19 protein-coding genes are annotated in these 15,547 nt (G+C 60.4%); 16 read left to right on the top strand and 3 right to left on the bottom strand.

Features of this window, described 5'->3' with window-relative positions:
* The first annotated feature begins 67 nt into the window (after nucleotides 1-67).
* On the top strand, nucleotides 68-928 hold the full coding sequence (locus tag WA302_RS12755) for a helix-turn-helix transcriptional regulator (protein ID WP_025303244.1): 861 nt from the start codon (nucleotides 68-70) through the stop codon (nucleotides 926-928).
* A 479-nt stretch (nucleotides 929-1,407) separates the two neighbouring features.
* Here the strand turns inward: WA302_RS12755 and WA302_RS12750 are convergent, their stop codons facing one another.
* The gene (locus WA302_RS12750; RefSeq protein ID WP_261456444.1) at nucleotides 1,408-2,337 is read right to left on the bottom strand and encodes a LysR family transcriptional regulator; all 930 of its coding nucleotides are present in this window, start codon (nucleotides 2,335-2,337) and stop codon (nucleotides 1,408-1,410) included.
* A 128-nt stretch (nucleotides 2,338-2,465) separates the two neighbouring features.
* On the opposite strand from WA302_RS12750, the gene WA302_RS12745 reads away from it, so the two are divergent.
* Entirely contained in the window at nucleotides 2,466-3,065 is a 600-nt protein-coding gene (locus WA302_RS12745) for an FMN-dependent NADH-azoreductase (protein WP_261456445.1), read from the top strand.
* Between the two features lie 173 nt (nucleotides 3,066-3,238).
* Here WA302_RS12745 and WA302_RS12740 read toward each other — a convergent pair whose 3' ends face one another.
* Entirely contained in the window at nucleotides 3,239-3,442 is a 204-nt protein-coding gene (locus WA302_RS12740) for a hypothetical protein (protein WP_141998313.1), read from the bottom strand.
* 77 nt (nucleotides 3,443-3,519) lie between these two features.
* Nucleotides 3,520-3,834 carry a flagellar hook-basal body complex protein FliE gene (gene fliE, locus WA302_RS12735; protein ID WP_025159836.1) on the bottom strand — a complete coding sequence of 105 codons (315 nt, stop codon included), beginning with the start codon at nucleotides 3,832-3,834 and terminating at the stop codon, nucleotides 3,520-3,522.
* 315 nt (nucleotides 3,835-4,149) lie between these two features.
* On the opposite strand from fliE, the gene fliF reads away from it, so the two are divergent.
* From fliF to sra, 14 genes are all read left to right on the top strand, one after another.
* Complete coding sequence (fliF, locus tag WA302_RS12730; protein ID WP_049204117.1) at nucleotides 4,150-5,844, top strand: flagellar basal-body MS-ring/collar protein FliF; 1,695 nt, start codon at nucleotides 4,150-4,152, stop codon at nucleotides 5,842-5,844.
* The gene (fliG, locus tag WA302_RS12725) at nucleotides 5,841-6,833 is read left to right on the top strand and encodes a flagellar motor switch protein FliG (protein ID WP_025303249.1); all 993 of its coding nucleotides are present in this window, start codon (nucleotides 5,841-5,843) and stop codon (nucleotides 6,831-6,833) included. The genes fliF and fliG overlap by 4 nt, the downstream gene beginning before the upstream one ends.
* Nucleotides 6,826-7,530, top strand: coding sequence for a flagellar assembly protein FliH (gene fliH / locus WA302_RS12720; protein WP_025303250.1), 705 nt, complete (start codon nucleotides 6,826-6,828; stop codon nucleotides 7,528-7,530). Before fliG ends, fliH begins: the two co-directional genes overlap by 8 nt.
* Nucleotides 7,530-8,891, top strand: coding sequence for a flagellar protein export ATPase FliI (fliI, locus tag WA302_RS12715; protein WP_004934781.1), 1,362 nt, complete (start codon nucleotides 7,530-7,532; stop codon nucleotides 8,889-8,891). Before fliH ends, fliI begins: the two co-directional genes overlap by 1 nt.
* 21 nt (nucleotides 8,892-8,912) lie before the next feature.
* Complete coding sequence (gene fliJ / locus WA302_RS12710) at nucleotides 8,913-9,359, top strand: flagellar export protein FliJ (RefSeq protein ID WP_043138615.1); 447 nt, start codon at nucleotides 8,913-8,915, stop codon at nucleotides 9,357-9,359.
* Complete coding sequence (locus WA302_RS12705; protein ID WP_261456447.1) at nucleotides 9,356-10,585, top strand: flagellar hook-length control protein FliK; 1,230 nt, start codon at nucleotides 9,356-9,358, stop codon at nucleotides 10,583-10,585. The genes fliJ and WA302_RS12705 overlap by 4 nt, the downstream gene beginning before the upstream one ends.
* Nucleotides 10,586-10,750: 165 nt before the next feature.
* A complete protein-coding gene (fliL, locus tag WA302_RS12700) occupies nucleotides 10,751-11,236 on the top strand; it encodes a flagellar basal body-associated protein FliL (protein WP_025303253.1) in 486 nt (161 codons plus the stop codon).
* 5 nt (nucleotides 11,237-11,241) lie between these two features.
* On the top strand, nucleotides 11,242-12,246 hold the full coding sequence (fliM, locus tag WA302_RS12695; RefSeq protein WP_025303254.1) for a flagellar motor switch protein FliM: 1,005 nt from the start codon (nucleotides 11,242-11,244) through the stop codon (nucleotides 12,244-12,246).
* The gene (fliN, locus tag WA302_RS12690) at nucleotides 12,239-12,655 is read left to right on the top strand and encodes a flagellar motor switch protein FliN (protein WP_038876868.1); all 417 of its coding nucleotides are present in this window, start codon (nucleotides 12,239-12,241) and stop codon (nucleotides 12,653-12,655) included. Before fliM ends, fliN begins: the two co-directional genes overlap by 8 nt.
* Nucleotides 12,655-13,059 carry a flagellar biosynthetic protein FliO gene (fliO, locus tag WA302_RS12685; protein ID WP_025303256.1) on the top strand — a complete coding sequence of 135 codons (405 nt, stop codon included), beginning with the start codon at nucleotides 12,655-12,657 and terminating at the stop codon, nucleotides 13,057-13,059. The genes fliN and fliO overlap by 1 nt, the downstream gene beginning before the upstream one ends.
* The gene (fliP, locus tag WA302_RS12680) at nucleotides 13,056-13,817 is read left to right on the top strand and encodes a flagellar type III secretion system pore protein FliP (protein ID WP_025303257.1); all 762 of its coding nucleotides are present in this window, start codon (nucleotides 13,056-13,058) and stop codon (nucleotides 13,815-13,817) included. The genes fliO and fliP overlap by 4 nt, the downstream gene beginning before the upstream one ends.
* Before the next feature lie 21 nt (nucleotides 13,818-13,838).
* Nucleotides 13,839-14,108, top strand: a complete 270-nt coding sequence (gene fliQ / locus WA302_RS12675; protein WP_004934803.1) for a flagellar biosynthesis protein FliQ — start codon at nucleotides 13,839-13,841, stop codon at nucleotides 14,106-14,108.
* Between the two features lie 2 nt (nucleotides 14,109-14,110).
* Nucleotides 14,111-14,893, top strand: coding sequence for a flagellar biosynthetic protein FliR (gene fliR, locus WA302_RS12670; RefSeq protein WP_043138626.1), 783 nt, complete (start codon nucleotides 14,111-14,113; stop codon nucleotides 14,891-14,893).
* Nucleotides 14,894-15,249: 356 nt separating this feature from the next.
* Entirely contained in the window at nucleotides 15,250-15,384 is a 135-nt protein-coding gene (gene sra, locus WA302_RS12665; protein WP_197759062.1) for a stationary-phase-induced ribosome-associated protein, read from the top strand.
* Nucleotides 15,385-15,547 lie beyond the last annotated feature (163 nt).

Genomic DNA, 15,547 nt, shown 5'->3' with positions numbered 1-15,547 from the left:
AAATGTTGCTCCAACGCGGATCAAAGCGTAAAGATATTCTCAGATAATGGCTGCGAAATGAATATCGATGGAACGTACAATTAATCTCTGTCCAGGAATTGGCGCCTCAGCGCACATCATTCAGCATACTGAATTATTATTCCCTTCAGTCTATTTTGAGCAACCACATCTGTATCTGATACAACAAGGCCATAAGCGCGTACGCTGGCAACAACACGAGGTGGTGGCTCATGCCGGCGAGCTGTTGATTATCGACGGGGGGCAAACGGTGGATATTATTAATGGCCCATCCGCAGAAGGTGTTTTCAGCTGCCAGTTGCTGACCTGCGATCCACGGCTGCTCACGATTCAGCCTCCGGCTGAGGAAGCGCCGACGCCAATGCCGTTCGATGCCGTCCTGGCGCTGCGCAACCTGCCCTGCGCCCTGAAGCACAGTTTTGAGACGACCAGCCTGGCGCTGGCGCTCCGGCAGCGGTTTCCCACCATCATCGTGCGGCACAAAATGCTGGAAATTCTGCTGTGGCTGGCCCAGTTCGGCATTCGCTTCATCCACAACGAAGCCAAAGACCTCACCCAACGCGTGCGTCGCTGCCTGGCAACCGATCCGCACAGCATTTGGACGGCGGCCAAAGTGGCGGAAAGCCTGTCGATGAGTGAAGTGATGCTGCGCCGCAAACTGTCGATGGAAAATACCGCATTGCGTAATCTGATGATCGACGTGCGCATGAGTAGCGCGCTGGCCCTGCTGCAGTCGACCGACTGGCCGATCTCCGCCATTGCGCAACATGTCGGCTATGAAAGCGCATCACGTTTCGCCGAACGTTTTCGCAAACGTTTCGGTTTCGCCCCTACCGCTATTCGCGGTCATCAAAGGATTATGGAACCCGGCTCTCAAGGCATTGAGTCGCTGGTCGCCGGAGAAACCTAAATAGACGCGTAACAAAATGGCTTTATTTGACACAGATCCCTAACGATTGTCACACCGCCGAGATACGCTACGCAACGTTCATCCGCCGAAGAGCGAAATAAATGATGCGTAATGAAAAGCGATTATTTTCTCTGGCAATCACGTTGTTGGGGCTGTGGCTGTTGGTATTGTTGTATGAAGAAGACATGATGCGTTTACTTGCCGCACAATAAAACGGCCAGGCTTTTTATCGCCTGGTCAGACTTCAGTCCAGTTTAACCAGAACGCCAATTAATACGGCAAGTACCGTCAGCATTAAAATACTGATCAGACGCCATCTGGATTCGCTTTTCGTGCTCATTGACCTGCCTCGAATAATAACCCTACTAATCAGGCTATAATAAACGGTCACCTGCGTATTCAATAAGCCTGACAGCACCGTTTTCGCCCCTCTATTCGGTAGATTAGCGCCCATTCCTTGTCGGTTGCGACACCGGCCATTAGCACGGCAATACCGGTGGTGCCACAAGCGCCAATTTCCCCGGTAGCTCCGCCACCAGTTTTTCCACCGCCAGCCGCACCTTGAGCGGCTGGTAAGGCATATAGGGCCACACGGCATTCACCGGAAAACTGAGGCTGGATCCACCGCGCATGATTTCCACCAGCGTCCCTGCCATCAGCCGCTCGCGTACCAGCCACTCCGGCAGCCAGGCAATACCGGCTCCGGCGGAAACGGCATCGACGATCCCCTGCATGTCATCCATCATCATCTTGGCCGGTGGCCTGAACGACTGCAGCTCACCGTTTTCGCCGCGAAGTTGCCAGGGCAACACGGCGCCGGCGTGCAGATACCCCACCGCCTGGTGTTGGCTTAACGCGTCCAGCGTGCTCGGTTCACCACTGCGCCGCAGGTAGTCGGGCGAGGCGCACAGCAGCATGCCGTGTTCGCCCAGGCGCCGGGCAACCAAACTGCCGCTGTCCGCCAGTTCGCCGATGCGAACCGCCAGATCGAACCCCTCATCGATCAGATCGATCCTGCGGTCGTTGAACGAAATTTCCAGCGTCAGTAAGGGATGCTCATTCGCCAGTGCCGTCATCAAGGGTGCAATGCACAGATGGCCGAACAACACCGGCATCGAGATCCTGAGCCGGCCTCGGACCTGCATCTTGCCACTGTCCAACTGGTTTTCCGCCGCCTGAACGTTCGCCAACGCCTGCCGGCAGTGCTCATAGTACAACGCCCCTTCATCCGTCAGGCTCAGGCTGCGCGTCGTGCGCATAAACAACATCACGCCCAGCCGCGCCTCCAGACGCGACACGATTTTGCTGATCGCAGAACGTGTCAGATGCAGTTTTTCTGCGGCGGCGGCAAAACTGCCGCCTTCCGCTACGGCAACAAACGCCGGCAGTGCGCTGAGATCGCTTTTCATCTTAATGCTTCCAAATTGGAATCAATTAAGTGAAAACCTATCACCACTGGTGAGCATCAGGCAATGGTAACCTGCAGTTATTCCGGAGTCCCGGTGAAAACCACAGATTACCGTCAGAGGACAACAGCATGAAAAAAATACTGGTACTCAAATCCAGCATTATGGGAAACGACTCGCAGACCAATAACCTGATTGACCACTATCTGGCGGCGCGTCGGGCCAAAGGATATGAAGATCAGATCGTCGAACACGATTTGACGGCCTTGGATCTGCCGGTATTGGACGGCGAGCTGTTCGATGCGCTGCGAGGCGCAGAAAACATCAGTCCACGCGCCAAAGCGACGGTAGTGCTCTCCGACCGGCTGATTGCCGAACTGAAAGGGAGCGATCTGCTGCTGATCGGCGCGCCGATGTATAACCTCAACGTTCCAACCCAGCTGAAAAACTGGTTCGATCTGGTGGCCCGCGCCCGGGTGACGTTCAACTATACCGCCACTTACCCAGTGGGGCTGGTAGAAGGCGTCAATGCGCTGGTATTCAGTTCACGCGGCGGCATACACGCCGGCCAGCCGACTGACGCCGTGACGCCGTACCTGCGCTCGGTGATGGGGCTGATGGGGATCGGCGACGTGCAGTTTATCTATGCCGAAGGGCTGGATATGAAACCGCACGGCCTCGCTCAGGGGTTGGCGAACGCCCGCGAGCGGATCGCAGAATTGGCAGGCTGAAGCAAACGCACAGCAGCATTGATTTGTTATAACATAACAAATATGATAACCACGTCGGCACCATTTCGAGCGGGCGTCGACGCTCCTACATCACATACATAAATGTTTTATCGCACCTTCAGCCAGCTATTTCGATAGCTGGTTTTTTTTGCCTATTGGCTGAAGTCGTGACTTCAGTATTGCCGGGCAGCGCGTTTCATTTCTCGCTCGCCGGGCGACTGCGTTTTCACCGACAGTGGCGCGACAAACGCTTTCCATTCTTTGCCGGCGTCCTGATGAGCCGCATTTTTTTGTGCCGATGAATAGTCATCGTTTTGCCCGGCGCATCCAGACAACGCCATGATACCCAGAGCAAGATACAGCGATTTGTACATCATCCTATCCCGATAAATGACCGTCGCTATAGGGTAACAGCGCCGACCCAAATTTCACTGAAAAATGATCGGCACGTTCATCACACCGGCATATTCATAATATCCTGGTAGGCCGCCACCAGCTTGTTGCGCACCTGTACGCCCAGCTGTAAAGACACCGACGATTTCTGCAGATCGACCATCACATCGTTCAGGCTGATGCCCGGCACGCCCAGTTCGAAATCCTGCGCCTGTTTGCGCGCCGTTTGCTGGGTCTCGCTGATCTTGCCGAGCGCCGCGGTCAGTTCGCTGGCGAAGCTGACGCCCTGCGGCGCCGCATTCTGCCCCATCTTGCCGGCCTGAACCGCCATGGTCTGCATCTGCTGCAGTACCCCTTCAATGCCCTGAATCGCCATCTGATCCTCAATCATCTCGTCTCGCCGGGTGACGTTTTCACCCTGCACTTCTCCAATGATGCACACCCTAGCACAGCGTTTTCAGACCTAAAGCGGTTAATTAACTGCAAAAAACCCGGCTTATCGGGCAATCGGAATCGTCTGATAAGGCGAATAATGGCCTGCCCAGAAATGGGAGCGCCGCTATTTAGAAGATATGTGTATCAGGGAGTCTGTTTTGTCACACAACGCTAACCATACCGTTCATCAGCCTGGCAGGGAGCTGCTCAGCGGCCCATACGGGATCGTGAGCGCCATTGAAGGACGAGACCTAAAATGAGTGCTTCGATAACCGCCGGCGAAAGCCGCGACAACGGCCTGCAAGCCATCTGGAATCGTCTGCGCGCCAACCCGAAAATTCCGTTGCTGGTCGCCGCTTCCGCCGCGATCGCGATCGTCGTCGCGCTGCTGTTGTGGGTGAAAAGCCCCGACTACCGCGTGCTGTACAGCAATCTGAACGACCGCGACGGCGGCGCCATCGTCACCCAGCTGACGCAGATGAATATCCCTTATCGCTTTGCCGAAAATGGCGCAGCGCTGCTGATCCCGGCGGAAAAAGTGCATGAAACCCGTCTGCGCCTCGCGCAGCAAGGGCTGCCGAAAGGCGGCGCCGTCGGTTTCGAACTGCTGGATCAGGAAAAATTCGGCATCAGCCAGTTCAGCGAGCAGATCAACTATCAGCGCGCCCTTGAAGGCGAGCTGTCGCGCACCATCGAGTCGCTGGGGCCGGTGCAAAACGCCCGCGTTCACCTGGCGTTGCCGAAACCCTCGCTGTTCGTACGCGAACAGAAATCTCCTTCCGCGTCGGTGACGCTGACCCTGCAACCCGGCCGTGCGCTGGACGACGGCCAGATCAACGCCATCGTTTATATGGTTTCGAGCAGCGTCGCCGGCCTGCCGCCGGGCAACGTGACCGTGGTCGACCAGGCTGGCCGCCTGCTGACGCAGTCCGACGGCACCGGGCGCGATCTCAACGCCTCGCAGCTGAAATACGCCAACGAAGTGGAAAACGGCTTCCAGCGCCGCATCGAGGCGATCCTCGCCCCGGTGGTCGGCAGCGCCAACGTGCGTGCGCAGGTCACGGCGCAGATCGACTTCGCCACGCGCGAACAAACCGATGAACAGTACCAACCTAACCAACAGCCTGACAAAGCCGCTATTCGCTCTCAGCAAACCAGCCTGAGCGAGCAGATCGGCGGGCCACAGGTGGGCGGCGTGCCAGGCGCGCTGTCCAATCAGCCAAGCGCACCGGCCACCGCGCCGATTGAGACCGCCAAGCCGGCCAACGCCGCAGGCAACAATGCCACCGCGCAAAACGCCGCAACCACCCGCAGCGCGGCGGCCAACGGCGTACCGCAAAATACCCGTCGCGACGCGACCACCAACTACGAACTCGACCGCACCATTCGCCACACCCAGCAAAAAGCCGGCACCGTGCAGCGTCTGTCGGTCGCCGTGGTAGTCAACTACCTCGGCGTAGATAAAGACGGCAAACCGCAGCCGATGAGCAAAGAGCAGTTAGCGCAGATCGAAGCGCTGGTGCGTGAAGCGATGGGCTACTCCAGCAGCCGTGGCGATACCCTGAACGTGGTCAACACGCCGTTTACCGACAGTCAGGTGACCGGTGGCGAACTGCCGTTCTGGCAAAGCCAGTCGTTTATCGATCGCCTGATCGACGCGGGCCGCTATCTGCTGGTGCTGCTGGTGGCCTGGCTGCTGTGGCGCAAACTGGTGCGGCCACAGCTGCAACAGCGCCAGGCGGCGCAACAGGCCGCCATCGCCGCCGCCAATGCCCCTGCCGCCAAACCGGCCGACAGCGGCAAACCGAGCAACGAGGAGCTGGCGCAGCGTCGTAAATCGCAGCAGCGCGTCAGCGCAGAAGTCCAGAGCCAGCGGATCCGCGATCTGGCTGATAAAGACCCACGCGTGGTCGCTCTGGTAATCCGCCAATGGATGAGTAACGAGATATGAGCCTGACCGGAACCGACAAAAGCGCCATCTTGCTGATGACGCTGGGTGAAGATCGCGCGGCGGAGGTGTTCAAGCACCTCTCCTCGCGCGAAGTACAGCTGCTGAGCGGCACCATGGCCGGCATGAGCCAGGTTTCGCACAAACAGCTCGGCGAAGTACTGACTGAGTTTGAAGACGACGCCGAGCAATACGCGGCGCTGAGCGTCAACGCCAGCGACTATCTGCGCTCGGTGCTGGTCAAGGCCCTGGGCGAAGAGCGCGCCGCCAGCCTGCTGGAAGACATTCTCGAATCGCGCGAGACCACCACCGGCATGGAAACGCTCAACTTTATGGAGCCGCAGAGCGCTGCCGATCTGATCCGCGACGAACACCCGCAGATCATCGCCACTATTCTGGTGCACCTCAAACGCGGCCAGGCGGCGGATATCCTGGCCCTGTTCGACGAACGTCTGCGCAACGACGTGATGCTGCGTATCGCCACCTTCGGCGGCGTGCAGCCGGCGGCGTTGGCGGAGCTGACCGAAGTGCTGAACAACCTGCTCGACGGCCAGAACCTCAAGCGCAGCAAAATGGGCGGGGTGCGCACCGCCGCCGAGATCATCAACCTGATGAAAACCCAGCAGGAAGAAGCGGTCATCGACGCGATGCGCGAATACGACGGCGAGCTGGCGCAGAAGATCATCGACGAGATGTTCCTGTTCGAAAACCTGGTGGAAGTCGACGATCGCAGCATCCAGCGCCTGCTGCAGGAAGTGGAAGGCGAGTCGCTGCTGATCGCGTTGAAAGGCGCCGAACAACCGCTGCGCGAGAAGTTCCTCAAGAACATGTCGCAACGCGCCGCCGACATCCTGCGCGACGATCTGGCCAACCGTGGGCCGGTGCGCATGTCGCAGGTGGAGAACGAGCAGAAAGCCATCCTGTTGGTGGTAAGACGCCTGGCGGAAACCGGCGAAATGATCATTGGCGGCGGCGAGGACACCTATGTCTGATCGCATTAACACCCTGCCCTGGCAGCCCTGGTCGCTCAACGATTTGGGTGAACAGAAACCGGCGTTCGACCTGCCGCCGCTGCCGGATCTCGAACAAAGCGATCCGTCGCCGGACGCGCAGGCCGAATTGCAACAGCAGCTGGCGACGCTGCGGCTGCAGGCTGAGCAACAGGGCCAGCAGTTGGGCTATGCCGACGGCCAGCAAAAAGGCTATGAAGCCGGTTTTCAGTCCGGTCTGGAAGAAGGCCGTCAGCAAGGGCTGCTGGAAGCGCAGCAGCAGCAACAGCCGCTGACCGCCCACTGGCAGCAGTTGGTTACCGAATTCCAGCACACGCTGGACGCGCTCGACAGCGTGATCGCTTCACGGTTGATGCAGCTGGCGTTGACCGCCGCCAAACAGGTGCTGGGCCAGCCGCCGGTGTGCGACGGCACCGCCCTGCTCGCGCAGATCCAACAGCTGATCCAGCAGGAGCCGATGTTCAACGGCAAGCCGCAGCTGCGGGTCCACCCGGACGACTACCCCCGCGTCGAGCAACAGTTGGGGGTTACCCTCAGCCTGCACGGCTGGCGCCTGTTGGCGGACGGCGAACTGCATCCGGGCGGCTGCAAAGTCAGCGCAGAGGAAGGCGATCTCGACGCCAGCCTGGCGACGCGCTGGCATGAACTGTGCCGCCTGGCGGCACCGGGAGAAGTCTGATGACCGCGCGTCTCGGCCGCTGGCTGAGTTCTCTGGATACGCTGGAAAAACGCATCGCCCGCGCGCCGACGGTGCGCCGCTACGGCCGCCTGACCCGCGCGACCGGGCTGGTGCTGGAGGCTACCGGCCTGCAGTTGCCGCTCGGCGCGACCTGCCTCATCGAACGGCACGACGCCGGTGAAGTGCAGGAAGTGGAAAGCGAAGTGGTCGGCTTCAACGGCCAGCGGCTGTTCCTGATGCCGCTGGAAGAAGTGGAAGGTATCGTGCCGGGCGCGCGGGTTTACGCCCGCATCGCGCCGGAAGGCCAAAGCGCCGGCAAACAGCTGCCGCTCGGCCCAGCCCTGTTGGGACGGGTGCTGGACGGCAGCGCCAAACCGCTCGACGGCCTGCCTTCACCGGAAACCGGTTACCGCGCGCCACTGATCACCGCGCCGTTCAACCCCTTGCAGCGCACGCCGATCGAGCAGGTGCTGGACGTGGGGGTGCGCACCATCAACGGTCTGCTGACCGTCGGTCGCGGCCAGCGCATGGGCCTGTTCGCCGGCTCCGGCGTCGGCAAGAGCGTGTTGCTCGGCATGATGGCCCGTTATACCCAGGCAGATGTGATCGTCGTTGGCCTGATCGGCGAGCGCGGCCGCGAGGTCAAAGACTTTATCGAGAACATTCTCGGTGCCGAAGGCCGGGCGCGCTCGGTGGTGATCGCTGCGCCGGCGGACGTATCGCCGTTGCTGCGCATGCAGGGGGCGGCCTACGCCACCCGCATCGCCGAAGATTTCCGCGATCGCGGGCAGCACGTGTTGCTGATCATGGATTCCCTTACCCGCTACGCCATGGCGCAGCGTGAGATCGCCCTGGCCATCGGCGAACCGCCGGCGACCAAAGGCTATCCGCCTTCGGTCTTCGCCAAACTGCCTGCGCTGGTGGAACGCGCGGGTAACGGCATCAGCGGCGGCGGTTCCATTACCGCCTTCTACACCGTATTGACCGAAGGGGACGATCAGCAAGACCCGATCGCCGACTCGGCGCGCGCCATCCTCGACGGCCACGTGGTGCTGTCCCGGCGCCTGGCGGAAGCCGGCCATTACCCGGCTATCGACATCGAAGCGTCAATCAGCCGCGCCATGACGTCGCTGATCGACGAAGAGCATTATCGCCGGGTACGCACCTTCAAACAGATGCTGGCCAGCTATCAGCGCAACCGCGATCTGATCAGCGTCGGCGCCTACGCGGCCGGCAGCGATCCGTTGCTGGACAAAGCGATGACGCTGTACCCGCAGATGGAAGCGTACCTGCAACAGGGCATCTTTGAACGCAGCGGCTACGATGAAGCCTGTCAACAGCTGCAGCAGTTGATTGTTTAACGTCACCAGAGGCGCACAGCGATGAAATCACAATCTCCCCTGATTACCCTGCGAGATCTGGCGCAGGATGCGGTGGAACAGGCCGCGCAACAGCTGGGCCAGGTACGGCAGGCGCAGCAGGCGGCAGAGCAACAGCTGTCGATGCTGCTCAACTATCAGGACGAATACCGCCAGAAGCTGAATCATACACTTTGCGACGGCATGGACAGCTCTAGCTGGCAAAACTACCAGCAGTTTATCGGCACGCTGGAACAGGCCATCGACCAGCACCGCCAGCAGCTGCTGCAGTGGGGGCAGAAAGTGGATCATGCGGTGAAGCAATGGCAAGACAAACAACAGCGGCTGAACGCTTTCGAGACCCTGCATACCCGCGCCTTAAATGCGGAGCAGCAGCAGGAGAACAAACGGGATCAAAAACTGATGGATGAGTTCGCTCAACGCAGTGCACAAAGGAATATCAACCCATGAATCTGAACGCCCTGCCCGGCCTGGCCTTACCCGGCGATGCCGGCGGCCTGGCCGAACTGACGTCGGCGCTGGATGAGAGCCAGTTGTCATCGGCCTTCGCCCAGCTGCTCGGCGCACGTTTCGCGCCCGCCGCCGATGGCAAACAGCCGCCGGTCGCGCTGAGCGCGGACGAGGAACGCGCCCCGGCCCTGAGCCGCAACCAGCTCAATCAACTGCTAGCCACCTTCGGCGAGCGCGGCGGCCTGCTGCAGAACCCGGCCACCCCAGCCGATGCGCTTTCACCTGAAGGCGCCGAAGCCGAGGCGCCCATCGCCGGCGACAAATCGGCGCAACCACCGATCGCCGCCGCCAAAGAGCTGGATGCCGCAACGCTGCAGGCGCTGTACGCCATGCTGCCGGCCGCGCTCGTCGCCCAGGCGCAACCGACCGAAGGCCAACGTTCGCTGCCGGTGGAAAGCGCTGACGAGGCGACTGCACTGCAGCCCGGCAATGGCCTGCTGAACATTGCGGCGGCCGGTGATAAAACCGCCGCGCGTTCATCGGCATCCCCTGCTCCGTCGCTGACAGGGGCGAAAACGCCGGCCACCGGCGACGATAATGCCAAGGCGGCGCTCCCGCAACCGACCAGCGGTGAGCGCGCAAGTGCCGCACAGCCGCTGCCGGCGAGCGATGCACAGCAGCAACCGACGCTCAACCACGCCGTCTCCCTGGCCGCCGCCAGCCCAACGCAAACGGCCGCACCGGCCAGCGCACTGGTGACCGCACCGCCTACGCCGCAGCTCAACGCGCAGCTGGGCAGCCCGGAATGGCAGCAGGCGTTGAACCAACAGGTGCTGATGTTCCACCGCAACGGCCAGCAAAGTGCCGAGCTGCGCCTGCACCCGCAGGAGCTGGGCGCCTTGCAGATCACGCTGAAACTGGACGATCAGCAGGCGCAATTGCACATTGCCTCCGCCCACGGTCAGGTGCGCGCGGCGGTGGAAGCAGCGATGCCGCAGCTGCGTCACGCGCTGGCGGAGAGCGGCATCAACCTGGGGCAAAGCAGCGTGGGCGGCGAGTCCACCCCGCAATGGCAACAGGGGCAGCAGCAGGCGTCCAACGGCCAGGGGCGTTCCAGCTATGCTGAACATGCTGGCGGTGAGGCTGCGGCCGCCGACGGCGTCAGCGCGCCGGTGGCGCTGCAGCGCATGGCCAGTGCGGTCAACGGCGTCGATATTTTCGCCTGAGCCGCCGCAAACGCCCAAGCTGGCACCCATTTGCGCGTCTATTCAGGCTATTGCACGCCGTGATAGACGCGATAATACCTTTACATGTCATGCGTGCGGCTTTGCCGCGCGCCATGCCCGCCGCCTAGCAGGCTGCGGGTGGAACAACAGGAATTAGATTTGGCTATGTCTCAGAACACCCTTCCGGCAGCACCGAAACGCTCCCTTCTGGTCATCCTGCTGGTATTGATCAGCGTCGTCGCCTGTGGCGCCGCGGGCTACAGCTGGTGGCTGCTGCAACAGCATAAAAACGGCGCCGAACCGGCCGCCGTCAAACAGCAACCGCCGGCCGCGCCGGTGTTCATGCCGCTCGACACCTTTACCGTCAACCTGGTGACGCCGGACAACAACCCGGATCGCGTGCTGTATATCGGACTCACGCTGCGTCTGCCGGACGAAAGTACCCGCCGTCAGCTGAACGATTTTCTGCCGGAAGTGCGCAGCCGCTTGCTGATGCTGCTCTCCCGTCAGGAAGCGGGCCAGCTGGCCAATGAACAAGGGAAGCAACAGCTGGTGGCGCAGATTAAGGACGTGCTCAGCCCGCCGCTGGTTAAGGGACAACCGAAGCAGGTGGTCAGCGACGTGCTGTTCACCGCCTTCATACTGCGGTAATCACTATGGGCGATAGCATTCTTTCACAGGCAGAGATCGACGCCTTGCTCAACGGCGACAGCGCGGGTGATGAACCCGAAGCGATAGTCGGCAAAGAGAGCGAGGTCAAGCCTTACGATCCGAACACCCAGCGCCGCGTGGTGCGCGAGCGTCTGCACGCGCTGGAAATCATCAACGAACGTTTTGCCCGGCAGTTCCGCATGGGGTTGTTCAACCTGCTGCGCCGCAGCCCGGACATTACCGTCGGCCCGATCAAAATCCAGCCGTATCACGAGTTCGCCCGCAACCTGCCGGTGCCGACCAACCTGAACCTGGTGCATCTGAATCCGCTGCGCGGCACTGCCCTGTTCGTGTTCGCGCCGAGTCTGGTGTTCATCGCCGTCGACAACCTGTTCGGCGGCGACGGCCGCTTCCCGACCAAAGTCGAAGGCCGCGAATTCACCCCGACCGAACAGCGGGTGATCAAACGCATGCTGCGCCTGGCGCTGGACGCCTATGGCGACGCCTGGAGCGCCATTTACAAGATCGACGTGGAATACGTGCGCGCCGAAATGCAGGTGAAGTTCACCAACATCACCACCTCGCCGAACGACATAGTGGTCACCACGCCGTTCCAGGTGGAGATCGGCGCGCTGACCGGCGAGTTCAACATCTGCATTCCGTTCGCGATGATCGAACCGCTGCGCGAGCTGTTGACCAACCCGCCGCTGGAAAATTCGCGGCAGGAAGACAGCCACTGGCGCGAAACGCTGGTGAAGCAGGTGCAGCACTCCGAACTGGAGCTGATCGCCAACTTCGTCGATATCCCGATGCGGCTGTCGAAAGTCCTGAAGCTGCAACCGGGCGATGTATTACCGATAGACAAGCCGGAACGCCTGATCGCCCATGTGGACGGCGTACCGGTTCTGACCAGCCAATACGGCACGTTAAACGGGCAATATGCCCTGCGTGTTGAACATTTGATTAACCCTATTTTGAATGCTCTGAGTGAGGAACAGCCCAATGAGTGATCCTAAGCAACCGTCTGGCGAAGGAAAGGAATCCGTAGACGATCTGTGGGCTGATGCGTTTAACGAGCAGCAGTCGACAGAGAAATCCGGCGCGAGCACCGAAGGGGTGTTCAAGTCGCTGGAAGCTCAGGATGCGCTCGGCAGCCTGCAGGATATCGACCTGATCCTGGATATTCCGGTCAAGCTGACCGTGGAACTGGGGCGCACCAAGATGACCATCAAAGAGCTGCTGCGCCTGTCGCAAGGCTCGGTGGTGGCGCTGGACGGCCTGGCCGGCGAGCCGCTGGACATCCTGATCAACGGTTACCTGATCGCACAAGGTGAAGTGGTGGTGGTGGCCGACAAGTTCGGCGTGCGCATCACCGACATTATCACCCCGTCCGAACGCATGCGTCGACTGAGCCGCTGATGACCGTTGCGGCGCCCGTAACCGTTCAAAGCAGCCAATCCCCCGCCGCGCCGGCCCTGCCGGCCGGTTCGGTGTTGATGCAGGTCAGCAGCGCGCTCGGCGGCATTCTGCTGCTGATCCTGCTGGCCGGTTGGCTGTTCCGTCGGCTGGGTTTCGCCCCGCAGGCGCGCAACAACAAACTGCTCAACCTGCGCGCCAGTTGCCAGGTCGGGCAGCGCGAGCGCGTGGTGGTGGTGGAAGTCGATGACACCTTGCTGGTACTGGGCGTCACCGCCCAGCAGATCACCCCGCTGCACACCCTGCCCGCCCCGCCGAAAGACGAGGGCGCGGCCGACGTGGCGACGCCGGCGGACTTCCGCCAACTGATGCAAAAAGTTCTGAAACGCCCGGAAAAATCGGCATGACCTCGACTCTTCATACCCTCGTCCGCCGTCCGGCGGTTTGGCTCCCTGCCGCCCTGCTGTTCATCAGCCCGGCGGCTTTGGCACAACTGCCGGGGCTGATCAGTCAGCCGCTGGCCAACGGCGGCCAAAGCTGGTCGCTGCCGGTGCAGACGCTGGTGCTGTTGACCTCGCTGACCTTCCTGCCGGCCATGCTGCTGATGATGACCAGCTTCACCCGCATCATCATCGTGCTCGGCCTGCTGCGCAACGCGCTGGGCACGCCTTCGGCGCCGCCGAACCAGGTGATGCTGGGGCTGGCGTTGTTCCTGACCTTCTTCATCATGTCGCCGGTGTTCGACAAGGTTTATCAGGACGCCTACCTGCCGTTCAGCCAGGACAAAATCGGGCTGGAAGTCGCGCTGGATAAAGGCGCGCAGCCGCTGCGCGAATTCATGCTGCGCCAAACGCGCGAAACCGATCTCGCGCTGTACGCCAGACTGGCCAATCAGCCGCCGCTGGCCGGCCCGGAGGCGGTGCCGATGCGCATCCTGCTGCCCGCCTACGTCACCAGCGAACTGAAAACCGCCTTCCAGATCGGCTTTACGGTGTTCATTCCGTTCCTGATTATCGACCTGGTGGTCGCCAGCGTGCTGATGGCGCTGGGGATGATGATGGTGCCGCCCGCCACCATCTCGCTGCCGTTCAAGCTGATGCTGTTCGTGCTGGTCGATGGCTGGCAGCTGCTGCTCGGCTCGCTGGCGCAGAGCTTCTATTCGTAACCCCTGACCGGAGAACGCGAGATGACACCTGAATCGGTTATGGCGCTCGGCACCGAAGCGATGAAAGTCGCGCTGGCGCTGGCCGCCCCGCTGCTGCTGGCGGCGCTGATCAGCGGCCTGGTCGTCAGCCTGCTGCAGGCCGCCACCCAGATCAACGAAATGACGCTGTCGTTCATCCCTAAAATTCTGGCGGTGGTGGCCACCATCATCATCGCCGGTCCCTGGATGTTGAATCTGTTGCTGGACTACATGCGCACTCTGTTCAGCAACCTGCCCACCCTGATCGGCTGACCGTGCTCACCTTCGACAGCGCCCAGCTCACCGTCTGGCTCAGCCACTATTTTTGGCCGCTGCTGCGCATTCTGGCGCTGATCAGCACCGCGCCGATATTCAGCGAAAAACAAATCAGCAAAAAGGTCAAAATCGGCCTTGGCGGGCTGATCGTCATCCTGATCGCGCCGACGCTGCCCGCCAGCAATATCCCGATCTTCTCCGCCGCCGGCCTGTGGCTGGCGGTTCAACAGATTCTGATCGGCGTGGCGCTGGGATTGACCATGCAGTTCGCCTTCGCGGCGGTGCGCCTGGCGGGCGAAGTGATCGGCATGCAGATGGGTCTGTCGTTCGCCACCTTCTTCGATCCCAGCGGCGGCCCGAACATGCCGGTGCTGGCACGCCTGCTTAACCTGCTGGCGATGCTGCTGTTCCTCAGCTTCGACGGCCATCTGTGGCTGATTTCACTGCTGGCGGACAGCTTCCATACCCTGCCTATCCAAACGCAGCCGCTGAACGGCAACGGCTTCCTGGTGTTGACCCAGGTTGGCTCGCTGATTTTCATCAACGGCATGATGCTGGCGCTGCCGCTGATCTGCCTGCTGTTGACGCTGAACATGGCGCTCGGCCTGCTCAATCGCATGACCCCGCAGCTGTCGGTCTTCGTGATCGGTTTCCCGGTCACCATGACCTTCGGCATCATGACGCTGGGTATGATGATGCCGATGCTGGCGCCGTTCTGTGAACATCTGTTCGGTGAAATCTTCGATCGACTGGCGGCGGTAATCGGCGGCATGACCTTCTAAGCCCCTGCAACGCCCCTCCCTTTCCCCCTTATCTGCCTGAGACAAAATGGCAATAAAAACGCTTTCTTGGGACAAAAGCCTGAGAAACGCCTTTTATCCGGATTAAGGTTCAAATGTCTCCGGCGGCTTGAATAAATAAAACCCCGACCTAGAATAGACCCGGCAACAGAAATATCGCTTGTACCACGCTAGCCATCAGCGGCGATAAAAACGCTGACTCCCAATTGGAAATAAAAAATAACGCAGTCACGCAGGGTAAAATGCGCGACAGATAACTTACACCCTGAATAAATGCGTCCGGCGCCTGCCGGCTGCAGGGCGCAGCATCGACCTTTGCTAACCACAGGAGCGAGTTCATGATTAAAGCGAAAAGCAACCGCAAAGCACGCCGGTTATTCGGTTTGACCCACTGGAAAAGCAACAAATTTAGAGTTTCGTTTACCGAGACGGCCGACGGCGAAAAATGGAAAGTGGAGAAGAAAAAGAAATAGCAGCGCTATTTATCGTCAGGAAAATAATATCCATCGCGATTATTCCGCCACTGATTTCAATAATGCCATTGCGCATTAAACAGGGGGGGACAATCGTATTATTTCTTTCCTGATGAAAAAAAGGCGCGTCACTCAGTCAGTAGTGGGAGAACGAGCGACGCGC

Source organism: Serratia sp. 201 (assembly GCF_037027545.1).
Lineage (GTDB): Bacteria > Pseudomonadota > Gammaproteobacteria > Enterobacterales > Enterobacteriaceae > Serratia > Serratia bockelmannii.
This window is presented reverse-complemented; position numbering and strand designations above follow the sequence as displayed.

Coding starts and splice junctions, on each gene's coding strand:
- fliM (WP_025303254.1), top strand. CDS start 11,242: ATGGGCGATAGCATTCTTTCACAGGCAGAGATCGACGCCTTGCTCAAC.
- fliE (WP_025159836.1), bottom strand. CDS start 3,834: ATGGCGATTCAGGGCATTGAAGGGGTACTGCAGCAGATGCAGACCATG.
- fliI (WP_004934781.1), top strand. CDS start 7,530: ATGACCGCGCGTCTCGGCCGCTGGCTGAGTTCTCTGGATACGCTGGAA.
- fliL (WP_025303253.1), top strand. CDS start 10,751: ATGTCTCAGAACACCCTTCCGGCAGCACCGAAACGCTCCCTTCTGGTC.
- fliJ (WP_043138615.1), top strand. CDS start 8,913: ATGAAATCACAATCTCCCCTGATTACCCTGCGAGATCTGGCGCAGGAT.
- fliO (WP_025303256.1), top strand. CDS start 12,655: ATGACCGTTGCGGCGCCCGTAACCGTTCAAAGCAGCCAATCCCCCGCC.
- WA302_RS12755 (WP_025303244.1), top strand. CDS start 68: ATGGAACGTACAATTAATCTCTGTCCAGGAATTGGCGCCTCAGCGCAC.
- WA302_RS12750 (WP_261456444.1), bottom strand. CDS start 2,337: ATGAAAAGCGATCTCAGCGCACTGCCGGCGTTTGTTGCCGTAGCGGAA.
- WA302_RS12740 (WP_141998313.1), bottom strand. CDS start 3,442: ATGATGTACAAATCGCTGTATCTTGCTCTGGGTATCATGGCGTTGTCT.
- WA302_RS12745 (WP_261456445.1), top strand. CDS start 2,466: ATGAAAAAAATACTGGTACTCAAATCCAGCATTATGGGAAACGACTCG.
- fliN (WP_038876868.1), top strand. CDS start 12,239: ATGAGTGATCCTAAGCAACCGTCTGGCGAAGGAAAGGAATCCGTAGAC.
- fliH (WP_025303250.1), top strand. CDS start 6,826: ATGTCTGATCGCATTAACACCCTGCCCTGGCAGCCCTGGTCGCTCAAC.
- sra (WP_197759062.1), top strand. CDS start 15,250: ATGATTAAAGCGAAAAGCAACCGCAAAGCACGCCGGTTATTCGGTTTG.
- fliF (WP_049204117.1), top strand. CDS start 4,150: ATGAGTGCTTCGATAACCGCCGGCGAAAGCCGCGACAACGGCCTGCAA.
- fliQ (WP_004934803.1), top strand. CDS start 13,839: ATGACACCTGAATCGGTTATGGCGCTCGGCACCGAAGCGATGAAAGTC.
- WA302_RS12705 (WP_261456447.1), top strand. CDS start 9,356: ATGAATCTGAACGCCCTGCCCGGCCTGGCCTTACCCGGCGATGCCGGC.
- fliG (WP_025303249.1), top strand. CDS start 5,841: ATGAGCCTGACCGGAACCGACAAAAGCGCCATCTTGCTGATGACGCTG.
- fliP (WP_025303257.1), top strand. CDS start 13,056: ATGACCTCGACTCTTCATACCCTCGTCCGCCGTCCGGCGGTTTGGCTC.